Below are 19,534 nucleotides of genomic sequence, written 5' to 3' on the forward strand. Positions count from 1 at the left end.
GCCTTGGGGCAGAAATACTTGACGTTAGGGTCAGAATTGAATGACGCAAACTGCTCATTGCTTGAGGACACCCTCTGATGGGCATGTTTTCATATCACGTCTCCGCGAAGTCACCCGCCGCTTGCGCAAGAATCCAGTCAACCCCCCGCAGAAAATCGTCTATTGTCAGGGGATTGTCTTCTCCGCTCGAGGCTGAGAGCACAAACCCATGTGCATAGTCGATCAGCACGTGAACAAGAACATCACCGCCATCGCTGCATTCGAGTTGGTCCGTGCTGACCTTTAATTCCTCGGCCACGTTCATGAGGTCCGCGCTCATGAGCGTTACATCGTCTAGGATTGCACGGAGTAGATTGGCGTTCTTCAAAGCGCAACCATGGTAAGCCGCCATAATGCAGCGGGCGCGTTTGACCGGGTTGCCACCATTCACTCCATCCAAGACGCCTGCAAAGGCAAGTTCCACCAGATCGGACAATAGTTGCTTCTTGCTACCTGCGTGATAGGTCACGGCCATCGGAGTGACGTCAAGCTGATCGGCAAGTATGCGAAACGATAGCGCATCAACACCTTTGCTTTGGACGATCGGCAATGCGGCCTGCAGGATCACTTGCTTCGAAAGGCGCTGTGCAGCCTTTGACGGTCGCCCTGGTGGAGAAGCTTTCGTCACCTGGTTTTCAGTCTGTAATCGAGATCTACCAGACCGGAGGAAAAGCTGCTAACCGAAACCAATTCCAGATCAACGTCACCTTCTGTTTCACCAAAGATCCGAATGCCTTCACCGATCAGAATGGGAACCAAGGTAATCCGCATGTCCTCAATCAGCCCGGCTTTGAGGAAGGATTGGATGATTGCACCGCCATCCACATAAACTCGATTGTAATCACGCGCGCCAAAATCCTCCATCAAATCAGTGGGTGTTTTGTCTGAAACTTCAACTCTATCGCGCAGTTCATCTGGAATGCCTGAGGGTTTCATTGAGCGACTGAGAACCACCACCGGTTTCGTGTAAGGCCACTCTCCAAATCCCAGAACTGTCCGGTACGATCCGGACCCCATCACGATCACGTCGACGCTACTCTGAAACGCGGCAAACCCGTGATCTTCGTCTGCAGTGGGTTGCTTTTCCAACCAGTCCAGCCTGTGATCTGGCCTTGCGACAAAACCGTCTAGGCTCATTGCCATCATGATATGTCCTGTGGGCATCCTCTGGGTCCCTGTAATTTATTTATATGCCGTATAATAATGGCTCTGAGGATACTCAAGGGGAATGACTGCTACGATTGACCCAGAATCCAGTCCGAGAAGGACTGTACTGCGCCGGTTGGTGCGGAGCTATACGGTTGAACCAAAAAATACCCATAGTCGGGCAGATCGGTTTCCGACAACCGAAACAGTCTTTCAGCTTTTAGATCGTCCCGAACCAGATCATCCATCAAAGCTATTCCCTGTCCGTCGATGACTGCTTGCGCCCGGACATTTGGGTCAGGAACGATTAGCGCATCTCTCCTTGATTGTCGGGGAAGCTTTGCGACGTTCAGCCAATCAGACCAGGCTTTGCTGTCATCACGATCTCTCAGCAGCGTAAGATGCGATATTGCCTCTTTCATTCCTAACTCTATCACTAGGTCAGCTGCCGCCCGGTCACCCACAGGATAGGGCGGCATGGGCATGAACGGAGTAACGGTGCCGCCGATCCAATTCCCGTTACCCCACCTGATTGCAAGATCCACATCCTGCATCCCAGCTTGTGAAAACTCGATCATCGGTTGAATGCGAATCTGTACGTCCGGGTGGCTTTGCATGAATGACATCAGGCGTGGCGACAGCCAGCGCGCAGCGAAATAGGTCGAGACCCCAACGGTTAGAGAACGCGTTGAAATCCCCTTTAACGCATGAATTTCAGCTTCGATTTCTTCGTATCGGGTCTGACAGATCGCGAGCAGTTTTAATCCTTCATCAGTGAGTGTGACACCACGCGATGTGCGCTGGAACAGGATCATTCCAAGATCGGCTTCAAGCGTTTTGATCTGATAGCTGATGGCGCCCTTTGTCATGTTGAGCGCCGATGCTGCCGTCGAGAAGCTGGAATAACGAGCTATCTCAGCAAATAGCCTGAGTAAGTCATGGTGATGAAATCGGGTACTCATATTCTTAGTGTACAAATTTTCTAAACGCTAAGAGTAGTTTTTTTCGATTTTCAAACATGTTTTTAAGGTCGACAACCGCATTCAAGCTCGTGGAGCGATGAAATGACGTTGGACTCGTTGAACGCAATAGCAGAAACACCGACACCGGCGGGGCACCGCGGCCGCGCGCGCAGACGCCGCTTGGCCCGTAGTATTGCCCCTTCTGAGAGCACACCGTTCACGGGTCGCAGGATACCTGCATACAATCTACTAAGTGAAACGGTATTGGCCCGGATCGAAGATCAAGCCGACTGGATTCTAAGCAATATTGGCGTCGAGTTTCGGGGGGATCGAACGGCACTGGATCACTTCGCCCAAACGGGTGCCCGCATCGATGGCGAACGCGTGCGGTTTGAACCGGGTCATGTCCGTGCGCTTTGTGCTACGGCCCCAGGTGAATTTCAGTTGCATGGCCGAGACCCGGTCAGAACGGTGACACTTGGCGGTGACAACGTTGTGCTGATGCCGGGATACGGCTCTCCCTTTGTCAGCGATCTGGTGAAGGGCCGACGATATTCGACGCTGAAGGATTTCCGCAATTTCGTCAAACTGGCCTACAGTGCGGCTGCCTTGCATCATTCCGGCGGCACGGTTGTCGAGCCGACAGATGTGCCGGTGAATAAACGGCATTTGGACATGATGCTGGCGCATCTGACACTCTCAACCAAGCCCTTTATGGGCTCTGTTACGGCACCCGAGCGCGTGCGTGACAGTATCGAGATGGCACGCCTCGTCTTTGGACGCGACTTCATGGAGCACCACGCGGTGATGCAGGCAAATATCAACGTCAATTCGCCGCTGGTTTATGATGATACCATGTCGTCGGCTCTGCGTATCTATGCGGAGGCAGGCCAATGTGTCTGCGTCTCCCCTGCGATTTTCGCGGGTGCCATGGGGCCGCTTTCGCCGGCGGCGGTGGCGGCGCAAACTCTGGCAGAAGCGATGGTTGGCATTGCGCTTGCGCAACTGGTGCGCCCCGGTTGTCCGGTGGTGTTCGGCTCGTTCCACTCCACAATGAACTTGCGCACGGGCGCTCTGACCTTTGGATCGCCCGAGGCGAACATGACCACGATGGCGCTGACACAATTGGGACGAAGGCTTGGCGTACCTGTGCGCTCTGGCGGTGGGCAGATCACCGCCTCCAATGCGCCAGACGGGCACGCTATGCAGGACAGCACAGGTGCCATGTGGTCCACGCTTTTGTCCGGAGCCCATCAGGTCTGGCATGCGGCAGGCTGGCTCGAAGGTGGGCTTGTGATGTCCTACGAGAAATTCATCATGGATCTAGACCACTGTGGCGCGATGCTGAAACTGTTGCAGGGCTTCGAAACGGATGAAGAGGCCTTTGGCAGTGATGCCTATTTTGAAACGGGCCCGGGCGAAAATTTCCTGTCGACCAAACACACGCTGCGCCACTATGCGGCAGCAAATTATGAGCCACAAATTTCTGATGCAGGGCCATTCGAGACCTGGTCTGAAAATGGTGCTCTCACGTCAGATCAACGCGCCACCGCGCGGTGGCATCAGATGTTGAACGATTACCAGCGTCCTGAAATGAAACCCGGCATACAAGCCGCGCTTGAAGACTTCGTGTCAGAACGCAAAGCGCGAATGCCGGATGAATGGTACTAGAACGGAATACCCAATACCTAAGAACTCTGCCGGGATTGCCAACTTGCTTGAGCAAGATTGAAGAACGTCGGCGCCTATGTCGTCAGGAGGACATTTCGCGGGCATAGCTGATCCAAAACTGGAAGGCATCTGATCGGGCATGGTGGTATAAAGCTGAAGTAAGTTGATAGCGGGGAGACGGGAGCTGATGGTGATCTGGTCATGGGCAACCAGAAATCTCTGAGTCTGCCAGAGTGACTTGTCGGGACCGATGATCTTTTCGCGTTTTCGGGTTGATTGGTGGGATCCTTCAATCCGGTTACTTAGACCCTTGTGCACTGCGCAGTGCTGGGCTCCGGTTTTGGAAGACACTGAACAATTTCAAAATTTGATTTCGAGAACGAACTCACTTCGGTGTTTCCAGTCGCCTTTGTTCTCGCGCTTTTCTTGTCTTCGCATTGAGACCGGCCCGGGCCTATTCAGCAATTTCGTTGATCAATCGTGTCTCGAGAAGTTGACCGTTCTGGTAAAGGACCGGGTAAGCAATCGATGCAATATGACTGTTGAACTCCCGGAAAGCCCGCAATGTCTCTAGATGAATATCACTGGTTTCGAAGCTTTCCGTTGTTCCATGCTGCAACCGGCGCAGGTGACGCTTGCGGCTTTCACGTTCCACGCGTTTGATTTCGGTTTTCTCAAGGCTGAGAAGCCGGGCGCTTTCCAGATCGTCTGAAACAAGTACATTTGATGCCAGTTTCATGTTTGCAAGGATACCTTCATGCATCTGAACAAGTTCAGACCAGCCATCTTGCGAAAAGCTAGAGCCTTTGGCCCGCATTTCACCGGCCAATACAGTCAGGCGTTTGGCGACAACGTCACCCGCCGTTTCAAGCCTGATCGCAAACTCCATAAGGTCGCGCGCGGTTTTAGCATCGTGTTTTTCATATAGCTCAGGGGGTATCGCGGCGACAAAGGCTCGAATACCCGAGAGGCACCGGTTTACGTCCTCGTCAATGGCCTGAACTGACCGGATCTGTTCTTTGTCTCCGCTGCGGTAAAGTTCAAGAGCAGGACGGAACATGGTTTCGAGAAGATCGCTCATCCGCAGCAGCTCACGCTTGAGGCTCGGCAAGGCCTGATTGGGATTTGCCACATCTTCCATGTCCAATGCGCTGACCGGTTGTGCGGGTTGCGACTTCTGTACTTTCTGCTGGTCTGGCAAGAGCCTTTCGAACAAGTTCTGCCAGTGTCCACAAAACGGAAGGGCTAAAACCAAAAGCGACAGGTTGAAAGCAAGATGCACGTTGACTAGCATTTGCCCCCCTTGCGGGTCGCCCAAAAGCCCGGTTCGTAGGGCAAAATTTGCTGCAAACAAACTAGCCAACGCCCAACTGCCTCGCAGCGCCAAATTTGCATAGGGTATTCGTCGGGCAGTCACTGGCATTCCTCGGGTTAGCCATACCGGAATGAAGGCCGAGCCAAAGTTCGCGCCAAAAACCAAAGACATTCCGGCGGCAAATGGGATCGCTCCAATTTGCACAAGTGTCACACACATAAGGATGGCCGCTACCGAGGAATGCATGACGAAGGCTAAGGCACTCCCGACAAGAAATGCAGTGATATAGTCGCGCGACAAGTAATCCGCCACTGCGGGTAAAAATGCACTGTCCCGAATTGGGTCCATCGCCTCACGAAGGAACCGAAGTGAGATCAGGATAAAGGCAACGCCCATCAGAATGCGCCCTAGTTGTCGGGCTTTTTTGGCTTCGGTCTTGACGAATAGATAGCCTCCAATCGCCAGCAGCATTGGAATAAGCCAGTCCAACCGGAACGTAAGAATCTGGATGATCAGTGCTGAACCCAGATCGCCTCCGAGCACAATCGCCAGACCGGCAGGAAAACTCAACATTCCACTGGCAGCAAACCCAGAGGTCAACAGCGCCACTGCCGCCGAACTTTGCAGTACAACCGCCATCATCAGACCTACAAGTGAGGCCTGCAGGTAACTGTGCTGTCGCGTCAAAACGCGCTGGAACGACGCTCCATAGCTGCGCTCAATTCCAGTGCGTACCATTCGAACTGCAAAAAGCAGCAACATCGTCGCGCCAGCAAGGCTGATTAAAAAGCTGACTATCGCCATGCTCTACCTCACTCCCACGGTTTGCTTGGAATAACAGGGTGCGCTGCAATCTTGCCAACCAACGACCGGAGACCGACCCGGTGATTTTGCGGCCGAGTAATTTCGATAAAACGCTCAGCGCCCGAGTTTGCTGAAATAAATCGGACGCGCCTGTTCCACCGGGAAAACGCATTCACTTTCTTGGCGGTAGGTAATGGCCCTTGGCGCCATAACTGAGAATTGATCTCCACGTCCATTGACCACTGTTTTCCTGGAAGCAGACAGAGCAACGGCGTGTTTTGCTCTAAAGGTATGGCCACAAAGATCAACATTCGTCCTTAATCGCGTTGACAACAATGTCGATTGCACAGTCGAGATCCTTGCGCGTGATCGTTAGCGGCGGTGACAATGTAAGCACACATCCCTGACTGATTTTGTAGCTTAGGCCAGCTTCCAAACAAGCATAATAGATCCGCTCGGCTCGTGCATTTCCAGGTGTCTTGTCGGCACGGTCATCGACAATTTCGACACCAAACATCAGACCACGGCCGCGAATGTCACCGACGATCGGGATATTCTGAAGCTCGCCCATCAGACGATCCATAGCGTGCTCGCCCAACTCAGCCGCCCGGTCAACCAACCCCTCATCTTCGATGATTTGTATTGTGGTAAGCGCGGCGCGTGCAGTCACCGGGTTTTTTTCGTGTGTATAATGTCCAATGGCAAAGTCTCCGCAGACGTCCAGTTTGGATCGCGCGATACAAGCTGCAATCGGCAGGATGCCTCCGCCAAGTGCCTTACCCAAGGTGACGATGTCAGGGATAATCTCGTCATGCTCAAAGGCAAACATCTTGCCGGTCTTTCCAAGCCCCGTGGGAATCTCGTCCATGATCAAGAGAGCCCCGTGACGATTACATGCCTCCCGCACAGCTTTCCAGAAGCCCGGTGGCGGCACATAAGGCACCGCGCGCATAGGCTCAGCGATGACCGCAGCTACGTCTCCCTCGCGTTCTAGAACGAACTCGACCATTTTTGCACAAGCCAACCCACAGGTATCTGGGCCGGCGTGATTGTACGGGCATCGGTAACAGGCAAAAGGTGCCACGTGCTCTGCACCCGGGAGAAGCGGGCCGGCTATATGGCTGCGAAATGTCGCCTCGCCGCCGACGCTTGCGGCGCCAAAACCGGCACCGTGGAAGGCATCCCAGAAGCTAATTGTTTTGAACCGACCGGTGGCAGCGCGCGCTATCTTGAGAGCGACCTCGTTTGCATCAGAGCCGCCGGTCGTAAACAGCATTTTCCCAAGGTCGTCTGGCGCGATTTCGGCGAGCTTTTCGGCCAATTCAACCGCGGGATCATTGGTGAAGCGACGGGGTGCGAAAGACAGGTCATCCAGTTGCGCCTTGATCGCGGTGATCAAACGGGGATGTCCGTAACCGATATGATGCACTGAATTGCCATGGAAATCCATGTAACGGCGGCCGTCCAGGTCTTCGACCCAAATCCCCTCAGCTTTGGCAATGGTGCTAACGCATGGCGAGGACAGTGACTGGTGGAGAAACGCGTTAGCGTCGCGTTTCAGCAAGGGTGAAGATTTAGGCCCTATAGATTCCTTCATCCATGCTTTTCGCGCGCTGGAAGTATTGGATTCGCCTTCCGTGTGGACGATTTGTGACATGCTTTTTCCTCAACGCCGCTTGTGAAAAAATGCGGACCTCGCAAAGTCCGCCAGTACCAGGGAGGAACTTGTGGTGCCCCGACCCGGGTCGGGTCGGGGCACAAAAACTAGCGTGGCCAGGGCAGCGAGTAAGTTTTTACGTTAGTAAAAAACTTCATTGCCTCGATGACACCTTCTTTAACCCCATTACCGCTGTCCTTGATGCCTCCGAAGGGGGACATCTCGATACGGTATCCGGGTTGTTCCCAAATGTTGCAGGTGCCCACGTTCAGACCGTTGATAAAGGCAATCGCACGGTTCAAGTCGTTCGTACAGACGCCTGAGCTGAGGCCGAATTCGGTACCGTTCGAAATACGCATCACCTCGTCGTCATTGTCCGGAACCCGAACGATGGGCACAATCGGGCCAAAGGTTTCTTCCATCACCAGCTCGCTGTCATGGGGGACCTTATCGACCACGATGGGCGGCAGTAGTGCGCCCTGACGGCCCGGATGATAGAGGATTTCTGCGCCGTCGGCCTCGGCCATGTAAACGCGTTTTTCGAATAGTTCAGCTGCCTTGTCATGGATGACACAGCCCAGTTCGGTCTCGGGGTCTTGTGGGTCGCCGAACTTGATCTTCTTCGCCTTTTCCAGAACCAATGGCACAAACTTGTCGGCCACGCTTTCTTGCACCAGAATACGTTTGATCGCAGTGCAGCGCTGACCCGAATTGCCGGTGGCGCCTGCCACAGCAATGGTCGCGGCCTTCTCAAGGTCCGCGTCAGGAAGATCGTTCAAAACGATCAGAGGGTCATTGCCCCCCAGTTCCAGAGCTTGCCGCTTGTAAACGCCTTTTTCGGCGATCATCTTACCCACCGGCACGCCGCCGGTGAATGTGATGATGTCGATGTTGTCATTGGTGATCATCTCATCGCCAATGTCACCTGGCCAGCCGGTAACCACTTGGAACATCTCGGGTGGTAGACCCGCGTCGTAGAGGATGTCAGCTAATGTCAGCGCCGTCAGTGGCGTCAGTTCCGTCGGCTTACACACCATGCAGTTGTTGGTCGCGATTGATGGCGCGATCTTGTGGCTGACCATGTTAAGTGGATGATTGAATGGTGTGATTGCCGAAATCGCATTCACCGGCTCGCGCATGGTGAATATTTTTCGATCTTTGCCATTATGGGTCAGGTCGCATGAAAAGATCTCGCCATCATCCTTCATCGCTTCAGCGGCGGCGAACTGATAGACATCTTGCGCACGCTTGGTCTCATAAATTGCATGCTGGTGACAGATACCCAGTTCCAACGTCAGCCATTTGGCAAGGTATTCACGACGTTCACCAATCAACTCGCCCGCACGCTGCAGGATCTGGCTGCGCTCATACCGTGTGAGCTTTGGAGTGTAATTCGCCGCGATTTCGAACGCTTTGCGCGCATGTTCTGCCTTGCCGGCGGGTACATGCCCGACAATCTCGTTTGTGTATGGGTACAGAACCGGCACCGTTTCGTCGGTAAAGACGATCTCGCCCCCGATGCGCATTCCTTCATTGCGGATTTCGATTTTCGACATGGTTTGATCTTTCATGGATTACTGCGCCGCCGCTGTGGTTGCATAGAAAAACGCATCAAAATTGCGCAACTCGGGCGCAGTCCCCAAGTCGATAACCCGGTTTACGATGAAAGGAACTTCCTGCTCGGTCAGTCCACCGTGGCTGCGCAGCGGCTCGTTGAGAGCGGCCAGATCGTGGCGGTCTTCAGAGGTACCGATACAGATGTTCTCACCCGAGACCATCACAATATCACCAATGCGGTCACCGGGCAGTTCAAAACGCTTGATCGCTTCTTCCTTGGTCAACACGTGGGTGATGCCGGCTGTGGCTTTCAGTTTGCCGATGATGTCGCTGAGATCCGCGTCTTCGGGCAGATAGCAGGTGGCAAACGACCCGAGTGCGCCGTGGTGCACCACATAGGGGTCCGTGATCGGCAGGATGACACGGGCCGCGTCCTTGCCCAGCCATTCATCCACCAGATCCTGCACATATACTACGCTGGGCGATCCATCGGCGTGGTGCTTGGGCTTCATGCCGTGGTCGGCGGTGACCACGATGGCAGCGCCCATGGCGTCCAGTTCGGTCAGATATTTGTCAAACATCTCATAGAATGCCTTGGCCTCGGCCTGATCGGGTGCGTATTTGTGCTGCACGTAGTCGGTGGTGGTCAGATACATCACATCTGGTTTCCACTCTTTCAGCAACTTGACACCCGCAGCAAAAACAAACTCGGACAACTCTGCCGAATAGACCTCGGGTTGGGCCATGCCCAACCATGCGCTTGCTTTCTCCTGACCATGCTCAGCCTGGGTCGACGTGTCGGACTTTTCCGCAGAGAAACATTTGGCCCGGTCGTCGTCGAACTTCAGACCCGCCCCCAACAACGCGCGCAGCTTGTCCTTCGCGGTGACTATGGCCACCTTGGCGCCAGCGTCATAGAACTGCTTGAACACGGTCGGTGCACGCAAAAAGCGCACATCGTTCATCATCACTTCTTCACCACTGTCCGGATCAATCAGATAGTTTCCACAGATGCCGTGCACGATAGGTGGACGGCCTGTCGCAATGCTGAGGTTGTTAGGGTTGGTAAACGACGGGATCACCGAATGGGCCAGCCGGTCAGTGCCGGTTTCGCGCATCCGCTTGAGAGTCGGCATCAGACCGTCAGCAATAGCTTTGTCCAGGTATTCTGGCTCACAACCGTCAAGGCAGATGGCAATGGCGGGCACTTTGGGCATCGGGTAGACACGCTCGTTGGCTTCAACAGGGGTGTGGATGGTCATTTGGTTTGTTCCTTGATCCTTAAGCGGCCAGTTTGGCGCGTTCTTCTAAAGCTTGGAGAGGAGGTGTGGCACTCGACACACCCATTTTTTCCAAAGTTTCCTTGGCGGCAATTACAACTTTCCGCATAACCTTGTCGTCCATCTGACCGATGCACCCAACGCGGAAGCTGTCGACGACGGTCAACTTGCCCGGGTAAATGATGAACCCTTTTTCTTTCATCAGATTGTAGAACTGATCAAAGACAAAGTTTTCATCGGCCGGGCAGAAGAATGTTACGATGATTGGGCTCAGCCAGCGATTGTCGAGCAGAGTTTCGAAACCCAGCTCACGCATGCCGGCGACCACAACATCCCTGTTGCTGGTGTATCGGGCTCCGCGACCGGAAACGCCGCCCTCAGCCGCATGTGCCCTGAGGGCTTCGATGAAAGCGGCAACCACATGGGTGGGCGGCGTAAATCGCCATTGACCGGTTTTGTTCATATGCGCCCACTGCGCGTGAACGTCCAGAGACAGCGAATGACTGTTACCCTTGGCATCCTCAAGCTCGTTCTTGCGCGCGATTATGAACCCAAACCCCGGAACACCCTCAATACACTTGTTGGCGGACGAAACCATTGCCTCATAGCGGACTTCCGTAGGCTTCAACTCGATCGCACCAAAGGCTGACATTGAGTCGACAAGAAGCTTGCGACCAGCGGCGTAAACCGCCTCCGATATTTCCTCTACCGGATTCAGAATGCCCGAGCTTGTTTCGCAGTGGATAGCAACGACATGGGTGATCGCGGAATCATTCGCCAGAATCTCGGCAACTTCTGAACCACGCGGCGGCAGATAGTCGCCCTTGTCCAAGACAACATGATCGCGTTCCAGATACTCGAGCGTTTGCGCCGAGCGTTGACCGTAAGCGCCATTGGCCAGCACCAATGCCTTGCCATCGCGCGGAATGAACGAAGCCAGCATTGCCTCTACTGAAAACGATCCGCTCCCCTGCATCGGTACGCAGTCAAACTCATCGGCGCCCTCGCCAAGCAATGCCAAAAGACTGGAGCGCAACTCCTGGGTCATACCCCGAAAGTCATCATCCCAGCTTCCCCAATCCCTCAACATGGCTTCTTTCACGGCGTATGACGTGGTCAAGGGGCCAGGAGTTAGTAGATAGGGCTCGCCGAGACGCGGTTGTTCAATTTGAGGAAAAGAAGACGTCATAACCAAGCTCCAGATCAACGTTTCAAAGACACAGTTGCAGCAACCGCAGCTATATGTGAAATTGCAAATATCAATCTAATTATAAGCTCAGCCTATGCTCGAACCTTCAGGAGTTTGAAATGCGACATAGCCAGCTCAAAGCCTTTCATTTCGTGGCCAAATATGGTGGGTTTTCGCGTGCTGCAGAGGCGCTTTTTTTGACGCAGCCAGCAATTTCAGAGCAGGTTCGCAAACTTGAGCAGGATCATGATTTGTTGTTGTTCAAGCGTGAGCGAAAAAGAGTGAACCTAACCCCGGAGGGGACGCAGCTTTACCGGTACACCAAGCAGTATTTTGAGATCGAGGATCAGATCGAGGACTATCTGTCTGAAACGAGGGCTGCGATCGACGGCGAGCTGCGGATCCTTGCCGATTCCGCGCACCACTTGACCGACTTTCTGGGGCCGTTCCGAGAAAAATATTCAAACATTACGATTACCGTTCGCGCTGGCAACACCGAGGACATTTTGGAGGAACTCAGATCTTACAACGCAGAAATTGGTGTTGTTGGCAGCGTGTCTCCCGGCAAGGACATGAGCGTTCTTAGCCTCGGTTCGACCGAGATCGTGGCATTCACGGCCCGCAGTTTGCTTCTCGCCTCAAAACCTACATTGTCCCTCGCAGAGCTGGCGGAGTTGCCTCTCATCTTCAGGGAACAGGGATCAAAAACACGTCAAAAGCTCGAAGATGAAGCCAGTAAACGGGGGGTATCCCTGAAACCGGCAATTGTGGCCGAAGGAAGAGAGGCCGTCAGAGAGTTGGTGGCATCAGGTGCAGGTATCGGGTTCGTGTCCCAGGCAGAATACGGTCACGACGACCGTCTCAGACAAATCAAGTTGCAAGACGTCGACCTGCAAATGGGAGAAAGTATGATCTATCTCTCCCAACGGCGTGAGGTGAAGACCATTCGCGCCTTCATGAAATTCGCCTATTCTGTTCTAGAAGAAAAACAAAACCCCACCAATCAGTGATCGGTGGGGAGATGCCTAAATGGGTTTTCTTGTTAGCGGGTTCGCCAGGCTTGCGTGCGACCGAGGACGCCTTTGGAAGCAATCAGGTGGATGATCCGCGCTGCGGCGTTTGTGTAGAAGATCATCATCCCCATTGCGGCAGCCGGCGCAATATCGCCCGCATCGTCCATGTTTAGCACTGCAATAGATGCCAACGTGGTTTTGGGCGAGTATAGGAACACAACCGCAGATACCGTCGTCATTGCGTTTACGAACAGATAGATTGATATGTCCAGCACGGCTGGCAGGCAAACAGGGACCGTGACACGGGCAAACAACTTCATCGTCGGTTGCTTGAGCGAGGCTGATACCGACTCGAATTCTCTGTCCATCTGCTTGAGCGCTGTCACTGCCGTCAGGTGCGACACAGTATAGAAGTGTGTCACCGTACAGATCACCAAAATTGCCATTGTTCCGTAGATACCGTTCAGCGGATTAGACGGGCTATTGAAGAAGAAGATGTATGACAGGCCCAGTACCATGCCCGGGATCGCCATTGGCAGCATCGCGAACATCTGAAAGATCGATCGACCTGTTCTGAACCCGTTCGACTTTTCAACCAGATAGGCACCAAAGAAGACGACTGAAGTACCGATCACCGCCGTCAAAAGCGCTAGCTTGATCGAGTTAATGTAGGAGCCCCAACCGCCACCATCCATCTTGTTGAAATCGTAGTTCTTCAGGCTCAGGCTCAGGTCGTAGGGCCAAAACTTGATGAGCGCCGCGAATTGGCACACAGCCAGCAGCCCAACGATGAACAAACCGATCAGACAGCAATAGACTAGAAAGAACCGATCTGCCTTTCGATTTGGGGTTGGCTGGTACGGGACCGACCGGGCCGACAATAAGGCAACCTGCTTTGATTGCACCATGCGGTCGATCGCGAACGCCAGGATTGCGGGGATCACCAGAACGACCGAGACTACGGCACCCATTTCAAAGTTCTGCTGGCCGATCACCTGCTTGTAGATATCAACCGCCAGAACGTTGAACTGACCTCCAATCACTTTTGGCAGACCAAAATCAGTTATGACCAGATTAAATACAACGAAAGCGGCCGAGATCAGACCATATCGCGCGCCAGGAACGGTGACCGTCCAAAAAGTACGCCAGGGCGTCGAACGCAGGCTGACTGCAGCTTCGTATAGTCGTGCATCAGAGATCGCCAGCGCCGTTGAAATGATCAGGAAGGCGTGCGGGAAGGTGAAGAACACCGAGCCTATCACGATGCCAATCGGACCATAGATACTGGCGCCGAACAGCAACTCTTTTATCATGCCCTGATTGCCGAACAGATAGACCAGCGCGATCCCGGGCAACAGCGAAGGCACCAGGATCGGAGCCATCGCAATCAGACGAAACACACCCTTGAACCGCATGCAACTCCGGTTCAGCGCATAAGCGAACCAGAACGCCAAAGTTACTGTGACAATGGTGCTAATTACAGAAATCCAAAGGGAGTTCTTGATAGAATTGAACAGTGCCGGGGTTGAGAAGTAGTTGACGAAATTTTCCAAGCCTCGCGATTGAACTGGCCTCAGCTGAACCCGCCGGAACTGATTGGAATCGAGCGTGACCCAATCCGTATTGTCTTGCAGCGTAGAACCGACAAGAAACCGCCCGGTGTCGCTCGTGTTACGGATTTGGTACATGACCGGACTGCGAAAGCTGAAATCGGGAAAAAGCTCGGTTACCGATAGCCGCCCGTCTGAGCCGGTAGACAGTTCGGTGCCTGAAAAAGCCCCGATTTGTTCGTTCAGTGTGTCGGCTGACAGGATGGTTCCGTCAAATTGCCCCGCTTCATCACTGACCTGAAACTCGTATTGTGACAACTCCATCCGATAGGTCGAGAATGACTTGGAAAGCATCGTGTAAAGCGGCAGGACCAACGTCGCGACCAGATAGAGTGCGATCACGATCATGCTGCCGCGCATCAGGATGTCATCCCTGCTGAGCTTGGGTTTGATGTCAGGCCCGGCTGGAAGAGTCCCCGGGTTGGTTGAAATCTCGCTCATGCTGCCGTCTCCGGAACATCAAAGGCCATTAGCCGGTTTTCGGGCAGTTCAATCACCATGGTCCTACCCTCTTCCAGTTCTAGGCGGCGCACGGCATTGATCGAAAAATCTGCGATCAGTTCCGAAGATCCAAATCGCTCGTTGCTCAAGCGGCATCGCCAGAATGAACCGAGGAATTCCATTTCATCGAGAGTGACGTCGATGCAATTCCTGTTGCCGCCGGTATCGAGATAACCAGCCTCATGCGGGATGATATCCTCCGGTCGGATCGCCGCAATCGCTGGCATTCCGTCGTTGAACGTGTGGCTGAGGCACGCAAAGGTCTTTTCGCCGACGCTCAGTCGACCACCCTTGGTGACCTGAGACTGGATCTGGTTCATTTCCCCGATGAAGTCTGCCACGAACAAGTTTGCGGGTTCTCGGTAAATTTCTGTAGGTGACCCCACCTGCTCGATAACCCCATGATTCATGACCACGATCCGGTCCGCCATCGCCAGCGCTTCTTCCTGATCATGCGTAACCATCACAGTAGTCACACCCAGTTTGCGCTGCAGCTCTTTGATTTCGTGACGTAGATGGACGCGCACCTTTGCGTCCAATGCCGAAAGCGGCTCATCCAGCAACAAGAGACCGGGGTTGGTCGCAATGGCGCGGGCCAACGCAATCCGCTGCTGCTGGCCACCGGACAATTGCGCAGGATACTTTTTGCCTTGTTCAGGCAACCCAACCAAATGAAGCAGTTCGCTGACACGAACGGCAATATCCGATTTGCTGCGACCAGTGTTTTCCAAGCCGAAAGCAATGTTCTTTTCGATCGTCAGGTTCGGGAACAAGGCGTAAGACTGAAACACAATCCCGAAATCACGCTCTGACGGCGGCAGATTTGACACATCCTTGCCGTCTTGCATGACAGTGCCCTTGGTTTGCAGATCGAGACCCGCAATCGCCCGGAGCAAGGTTGTTTTGCCGCAACCCGAAGGCCCCAGAAAGCAGACAAATTCGCCTTCGTTGATTTCCAGGGATATGTCCTTGAGTGCAAGAAAGCTGCCGAACGCTTTCCACAAATTCTGGATGCTTAGATACAGTTCACCGGGTGGGGTTTTCTGAAGCACGGGAGCGGTCCTCATATCTGCACCTCGGGAACGGCCGATCTGGGCCGGTTGAAGCCGGGCGCGCTGGTCGCGTTGTTTGGAAAAATAGAGTGGTGTGCAGAAGAGGTGCTTACACCTCTTCTGCAGGTTGGTTTACTTCGCTTCAGACTTCCCGTCATAGCGAGACTGCCATTCTTTCAGTATCGCCGCGCGGTTGTTGGCGGCAAATTCAAAGTCGTTGTCGATCATCGCATCCAGAAGACCTTCAGGGAAGTGCTCGACCGGTTTTGCGACGCCAGGATAGGCGACAACGGCGTACCCTGTGTTGTACATCTCGTTGGCTTCCTTGGTGACGGTGAAATCAACCAGTTTCTGCGCGGCTTCGAGATTTGCAGTACCGGCAACAATAGCGGTCGCTTCCATGTCCCAGCCGACACCTTCTGACGGGACAATGATCTCAAGCGGCGCACCATCAGCTTTCGACTTAGCACCACGGAAAGCAAAAGAGATGCCAATCGGGATCTCACCTGCAGCAGCCAGTTTGCACGGCTTTGAACCAGAGTGGGTATATCGCGCGATGTTCTCGTGCAATCCGTCCATGTACTCCCAGCCGCCTTCTTCGCCGAACATCTGCAGCCAGCTTGACACATCAAGGAAACCGGTGCCCGACGAGTTCGGATTTGGCATTATCACCTGATCCTTATACATGGGGTCTGTAAGATCCTTCCACGATGTCGGCGGCGTCAATCCCGCTTTCTCGGCCTCGACGGTGTTGTAGCAAACTGCGGCAACCCAAGCGTCCATGCCAACCCACGCCGGAGGATTGTCGCCATCGACAAATTTCGCGTCTAGGTCGCCAACACCCGCAGGCGCGTAAGGCTCCAGCATACCTTCCGACTTGAGCAACAACAGCGAAGTGGCTGCGAGACCCCACACGACGTCTGCCTGAGGGTTGTCCCTCTCGGCCAACAGTTTGGCGGTGATGATCCCGGTCGAATCCCGCACCCAGTTGATTTTGATGTCCGGATTGCTCGCATTGAACGTCTCAGCGTAGCGCGCCAGGTCTTCAGCTTCGACGGCTGTGTAAACTGTCAATTCGGTTTCAGATAACGCAACTGTAGCAGTCAAGGAGCTTACGGCCAGGGCTGCAAGAAATTTGGTCTTATGTTTCATCGTGATCCTCTGTCGGTTGATTATTCTCGGGAACGCCATTCTTGAGCAGCGCTTATTTGCAGTTCCATGCCCCGGCAGTGTGACAGATAAATAGATCAAGAAAAATCGATTATACCTTCCACATCATAAGCAAAACCTATGTAAGGCAATCCGGCCTAGCGTTCGGAATTGAGTGTCATACCCCATTGATATGAGATAGGAACTCTCCCTGCGCCAGTCACCCAAGAGTTCCGTTTAAATCAGTGCGCTTTGGCATTGGCCTATCGAACTGGCGGTGGGCTACGAAATCCGAGGCTACATACTGCTACCTGTCGACTGGACAGCCGCCAATCGAACATGACGGTCATAGTGCTCGCAAATACCTTCGCAAGTGTCTGACGTCAGCACTTGCGGGACAGTACAGGTCGATTTGATAAGAGAGATTTTCTGGCACATCGTACCCGTCAAGGAGTGGAGGTGAGATAGAAATCCATAACACGTAAGAGCCACGGCGAAAAGATCGTCAAGGATATCCGTCGTGCTACCCGCAAGCGCTATTCAGCAGAGGAGAAGATCAGGATCGTTCTGGACAAGCTCAAGGGCGAAGGCAGCATTGCGGAGCTGTGCTGCCGGGCAGGCATCGCTCAGAGTCTGTACTATAGCTGGTCCAAAAAGAACTCCCTGAAGCAGGTAAGAAGCGCCTCGCGGGCTATAAGACACGTGCGGCGACCTTATCCGAAGCTAAAGACCTGCGCCTTGGACTCGTTATCGCGCAACTTCCTTCGTCTTAGTCCAACTTGTACGTCATCTTGTTAGGGCCAGGACCACAATTCCAACTGCCACGATTATCGCCGCCAGGAGCCTGTTGGATTTTGGACCCTCTCCAAACCACATCACACCTATTACTGAAGCGAAGATGACCGAACTTTCTCGGAGCGCCGATACGACACCCAACGGTGCGAAACTCTTAACATAGAGCACCAGACCATAGGCTAAGCCGGAAATGATTCCTCCTGCTAAACCTGACCAGACATATCTCTTTGGAAGTGCGATGAGGCGCTCCCATCGGGTCGAGAAGATGAACCCCGCCACGAAGATCTCAGCCACGAACAATACCGTGATGTATCCAAGTGTATTCCCTGACAGTCTCACACCAATACCGTCAACCAAAGAGTAGGAAGCAATCATCAAACCAGTTCCGAATGCCGCCGCGATGCCTACCCAGTTCGTGCCCTTTCCAAGTCCGCCAAAAGACAGGCAACCAATGCCGGCTGAAATGCAGACAATACCGATCCACGCGCCCGGAGGAAGGAATTCACCGGCAAGAAAGACCGCTCCCAACGCCACTAATATGGGCGTTATCCCGCGCGAGATGGGGTACACCACCGATAAATCGCCGTAACGGTAGGCGGTGTTGAGAAACCAATAGTATCCCCAATGAATCAAGGTGGAACCAATAATGTATGGAATTGCAGCCAATACTGGAAAGCCCGTAAAAGGAAGCACGGCAAGCGCAGGTATGGCATGCCCGATCGAGATTAATCCCAACATAATGGCCTTGTCAGGCGCGCCCTTTACGACCGCATTCCACAGCGCATGAAGGAAAGCCGCAAACAGTACGATGAGGATCGCATGTACTGTCATTGCTCGTCGCAATCAGCGAAATCGCCTTGTAGACACATATGATTTTGCACCTCTATGCGCTCTGGTTCATGCGCTGATCGACTGGCGTTCTACTAAATCTTTGCTTGTATCGCTGCGAAAGCGTCGTACAGGAAACAAATCCACAGGCCAATGCAATTTCTGTCATATACAGGTCAGTGAATTCGGCGATGGCATGAGCCTTCTCCAACCGCTCTGCCATATAGTTTGGCTTTGAGTTCGTCATGGTTCGTAACGAGGTTAGGCATTGATTGGCGGTCAAAACCGTCAGGCTTCCGTGTCTTGAGAGAATTCAATCAGAATTGAAGAAAACGTATTATATGCGAAATGAACGCCGCAGGGCCCTATACCCGCCTCAAGGCCAAATCCGTTAACAACATTCAACACGCCAGCAGGCAGGATATCCGCGATCAGTTCACAGAACACCATGATTGTCGCTGGCGTTGCTTGGCCGGATTCAGAACCACGCAATAGCCAGCAGCTCCAGATTGTCTTCCAGCTATTGCTCTATCCGCATGAGAACATTCGCGCGCTCGGTCACGCTGGTCGAACCTCAGGCATCGGCAGCCGAATGCGCTGGGTCCAGCGCGGCCTCAACGTCTGAAGCATCAGACCGTGTGATCTGGCCAATAGGCTGGACGGGAATCAGGCTTAGATTGTCAAAATACCGGCCTGCCTTTGGCTTGCAAAAGCCGCCTCCGATCAAATTGTCATAACGGGATGCAGGGGGCGAGATACTCGTTACCGCCTGCAGATTGGTCATCTCATTTATTGATTTTCTCCATAAGTTCACGGTCGGGGCTTTTGATATCCCGCGCATCGGCTGATGCAGCGGTGTGGAACCCGGCCTACCGTTCTTGTTGTACGGCGACTTGGCTAACATGATGAATTTTTGGAATGTATCCGAGCACAATAGTAATACTTTGGTCGCTGCTTGGGGTCTTC

The 19,534-nt window shown here is 53.5% G+C and carries 14 protein-coding genes and 1 pseudogene; 3 read left to right on the plus strand and 12 right to left on the minus strand.

Annotation, left to right across the window (positions count from 1 at the left end; genetic code table 11):
* Positions 1 to 94 precede the first annotated feature (94 nt).
* From AC2FLE_RS09425 to AC2FLE_RS09435, 3 genes are all read right to left on the minus strand, one after another.
* Positions 95 to 667: a TetR/AcrR family transcriptional regulator gene (locus AC2FLE_RS09425; RefSeq protein ID WP_496696657.1), complete on the minus strand. Its 573-nt coding sequence runs from the start codon at positions 665 to 667 to the stop codon at positions 95 to 97.
* The gene (locus AC2FLE_RS09430; protein ID WP_496696658.1) at positions 664 to 1,185 is read right to left on the minus strand and encodes a dihydrofolate reductase family protein; all 522 of its coding nucleotides are present in this window, start codon (positions 1,183 to 1,185) and stop codon (positions 664 to 666) included. The genes AC2FLE_RS09425 and AC2FLE_RS09430 overlap by 4 nt, the downstream gene beginning before the upstream one ends.
* 89 nt (positions 1,186 to 1,274) lie before the next feature.
* Positions 1,275 to 2,147 (minus strand): LysR substrate-binding domain-containing protein, encoded by an 873-nt coding sequence (locus tag AC2FLE_RS09435; protein WP_496696659.1) that lies wholly within the window; start codon positions 2,145 to 2,147, stop codon positions 1,275 to 1,277.
* 102 nt (positions 2,148 to 2,249) lie between these two features.
* On the opposite strand from AC2FLE_RS09435, the gene AC2FLE_RS09440 reads away from it, so the two are divergent.
* Positions 2,250 to 3,818, plus strand: a complete 1,569-nt coding sequence (locus AC2FLE_RS09440) for a trimethylamine methyltransferase family protein (protein ID WP_496696661.1) — start codon at positions 2,250 to 2,252, stop codon at positions 3,816 to 3,818.
* Between the two features lie 454 nt (positions 3,819 to 4,272).
* Here AC2FLE_RS09440 and AC2FLE_RS09445 read toward each other — a convergent pair whose 3' ends face one another.
* The 5 genes from AC2FLE_RS09445 to AC2FLE_RS09465 all read right to left on the minus strand — a co-directional run bounded on the left by AC2FLE_RS09445 (position 4,273) and on the right by AC2FLE_RS09465 (position 11,620).
* Positions 4,273 to 5,937 (minus strand): Na/Pi cotransporter family protein, encoded by a 1,665-nt coding sequence (locus AC2FLE_RS09445; RefSeq protein ID WP_496696663.1) that lies wholly within the window; start codon positions 5,935 to 5,937, stop codon positions 4,273 to 4,275.
* A gap of 304 nt (positions 5,938 to 6,241) precedes the next feature.
* Positions 6,242 to 7,594, minus strand: a complete 1,353-nt coding sequence (gene pbfA, locus AC2FLE_RS09450; protein WP_496696665.1) for a (R)-1-hydroxy-2-aminoethylphosphonate ammonia-lyase — start codon at positions 7,592 to 7,594, stop codon at positions 6,242 to 6,244.
* Between the two features lie 107 nt (positions 7,595 to 7,701).
* Positions 7,702 to 9,165, minus strand: coding sequence for a phosphonoacetaldehyde dehydrogenase (phnY, locus tag AC2FLE_RS09455; protein WP_496696667.1), 1,464 nt, complete (start codon positions 9,163 to 9,165; stop codon positions 7,702 to 7,704).
* A gap of 3 nt (positions 9,166 to 9,168) precedes the next feature.
* On the minus strand, positions 9,169 to 10,413 hold the full coding sequence (gene phnA / locus AC2FLE_RS09460) for a phosphonoacetate hydrolase (RefSeq protein WP_496696668.1): 1,245 nt from the start codon (positions 10,411 to 10,413) through the stop codon (positions 9,169 to 9,171).
* 19 nt (positions 10,414 to 10,432) lie between these two features.
* Complete coding sequence (locus AC2FLE_RS09465; protein ID WP_281995490.1) at positions 10,433 to 11,620, minus strand: 2-aminoethylphosphonate--pyruvate transaminase; 1,188 nt, start codon at positions 11,618 to 11,620, stop codon at positions 10,433 to 10,435.
* A 119-nt stretch (positions 11,621 to 11,739) separates the two neighbouring features.
* Between AC2FLE_RS09465 and AC2FLE_RS09470 the strand changes: the two genes are divergently transcribed.
* Entirely contained in the window at positions 11,740 to 12,630 is an 891-nt protein-coding gene (locus AC2FLE_RS09470; RefSeq protein ID WP_496696670.1) for a LysR substrate-binding domain-containing protein, read from the plus strand.
* A 32-nt stretch (positions 12,631 to 12,662) separates the two neighbouring features.
* On the opposite strand, the gene AC2FLE_RS09475 is transcribed toward AC2FLE_RS09470, so the two are convergent.
* The 3 genes from AC2FLE_RS09475 to AC2FLE_RS09485 form a co-directional block, all read right to left on the minus strand.
* A complete protein-coding gene (locus AC2FLE_RS09475; RefSeq protein ID WP_142637689.1) occupies positions 12,663 to 14,684 on the minus strand; it encodes a putative 2-aminoethylphosphonate ABC transporter permease subunit in 2,022 nt (673 codons plus the stop codon).
* Positions 14,681 to 15,796: a putative 2-aminoethylphosphonate ABC transporter ATP-binding protein gene (locus AC2FLE_RS09480; RefSeq protein WP_281973207.1), complete on the minus strand. Its 1,116-nt coding sequence runs from the start codon at positions 15,794 to 15,796 to the stop codon at positions 14,681 to 14,683. Before AC2FLE_RS09480 ends, AC2FLE_RS09475 begins: the two co-directional genes overlap by 4 nt.
* A 132-nt stretch (positions 15,797 to 15,928) precedes the next feature.
* Complete coding sequence (locus tag AC2FLE_RS09485; RefSeq protein ID WP_281973206.1) at positions 15,929 to 16,948, minus strand: putative 2-aminoethylphosphonate ABC transporter substrate-binding protein; 1,020 nt, start codon at positions 16,946 to 16,948, stop codon at positions 15,929 to 15,931.
* 471 nt (positions 16,949 to 17,419) lie between these two features.
* Between AC2FLE_RS09485 and AC2FLE_RS09490 the strand changes: the two are divergent.
* Positions 17,420 to 17,682 (plus strand): annotated as a pseudogene (locus tag AC2FLE_RS09490) (transposase); the annotation flags it as partial.
* A gap of 49 nt (positions 17,683 to 17,731) precedes the next feature.
* Here AC2FLE_RS09490 and AC2FLE_RS09495 read toward each other — a convergent pair.
* Positions 17,732 to 18,571, minus strand: coding sequence for a DMT family transporter (locus AC2FLE_RS09495; protein ID WP_496696673.1), 840 nt, complete (start codon positions 18,569 to 18,571; stop codon positions 17,732 to 17,734).
* Positions 18,572 to 19,534: the final 963 nt, after the last annotated feature.

It is taken from the genome of Ruegeria sp. CDSA077, from assembly GCF_059612265.1.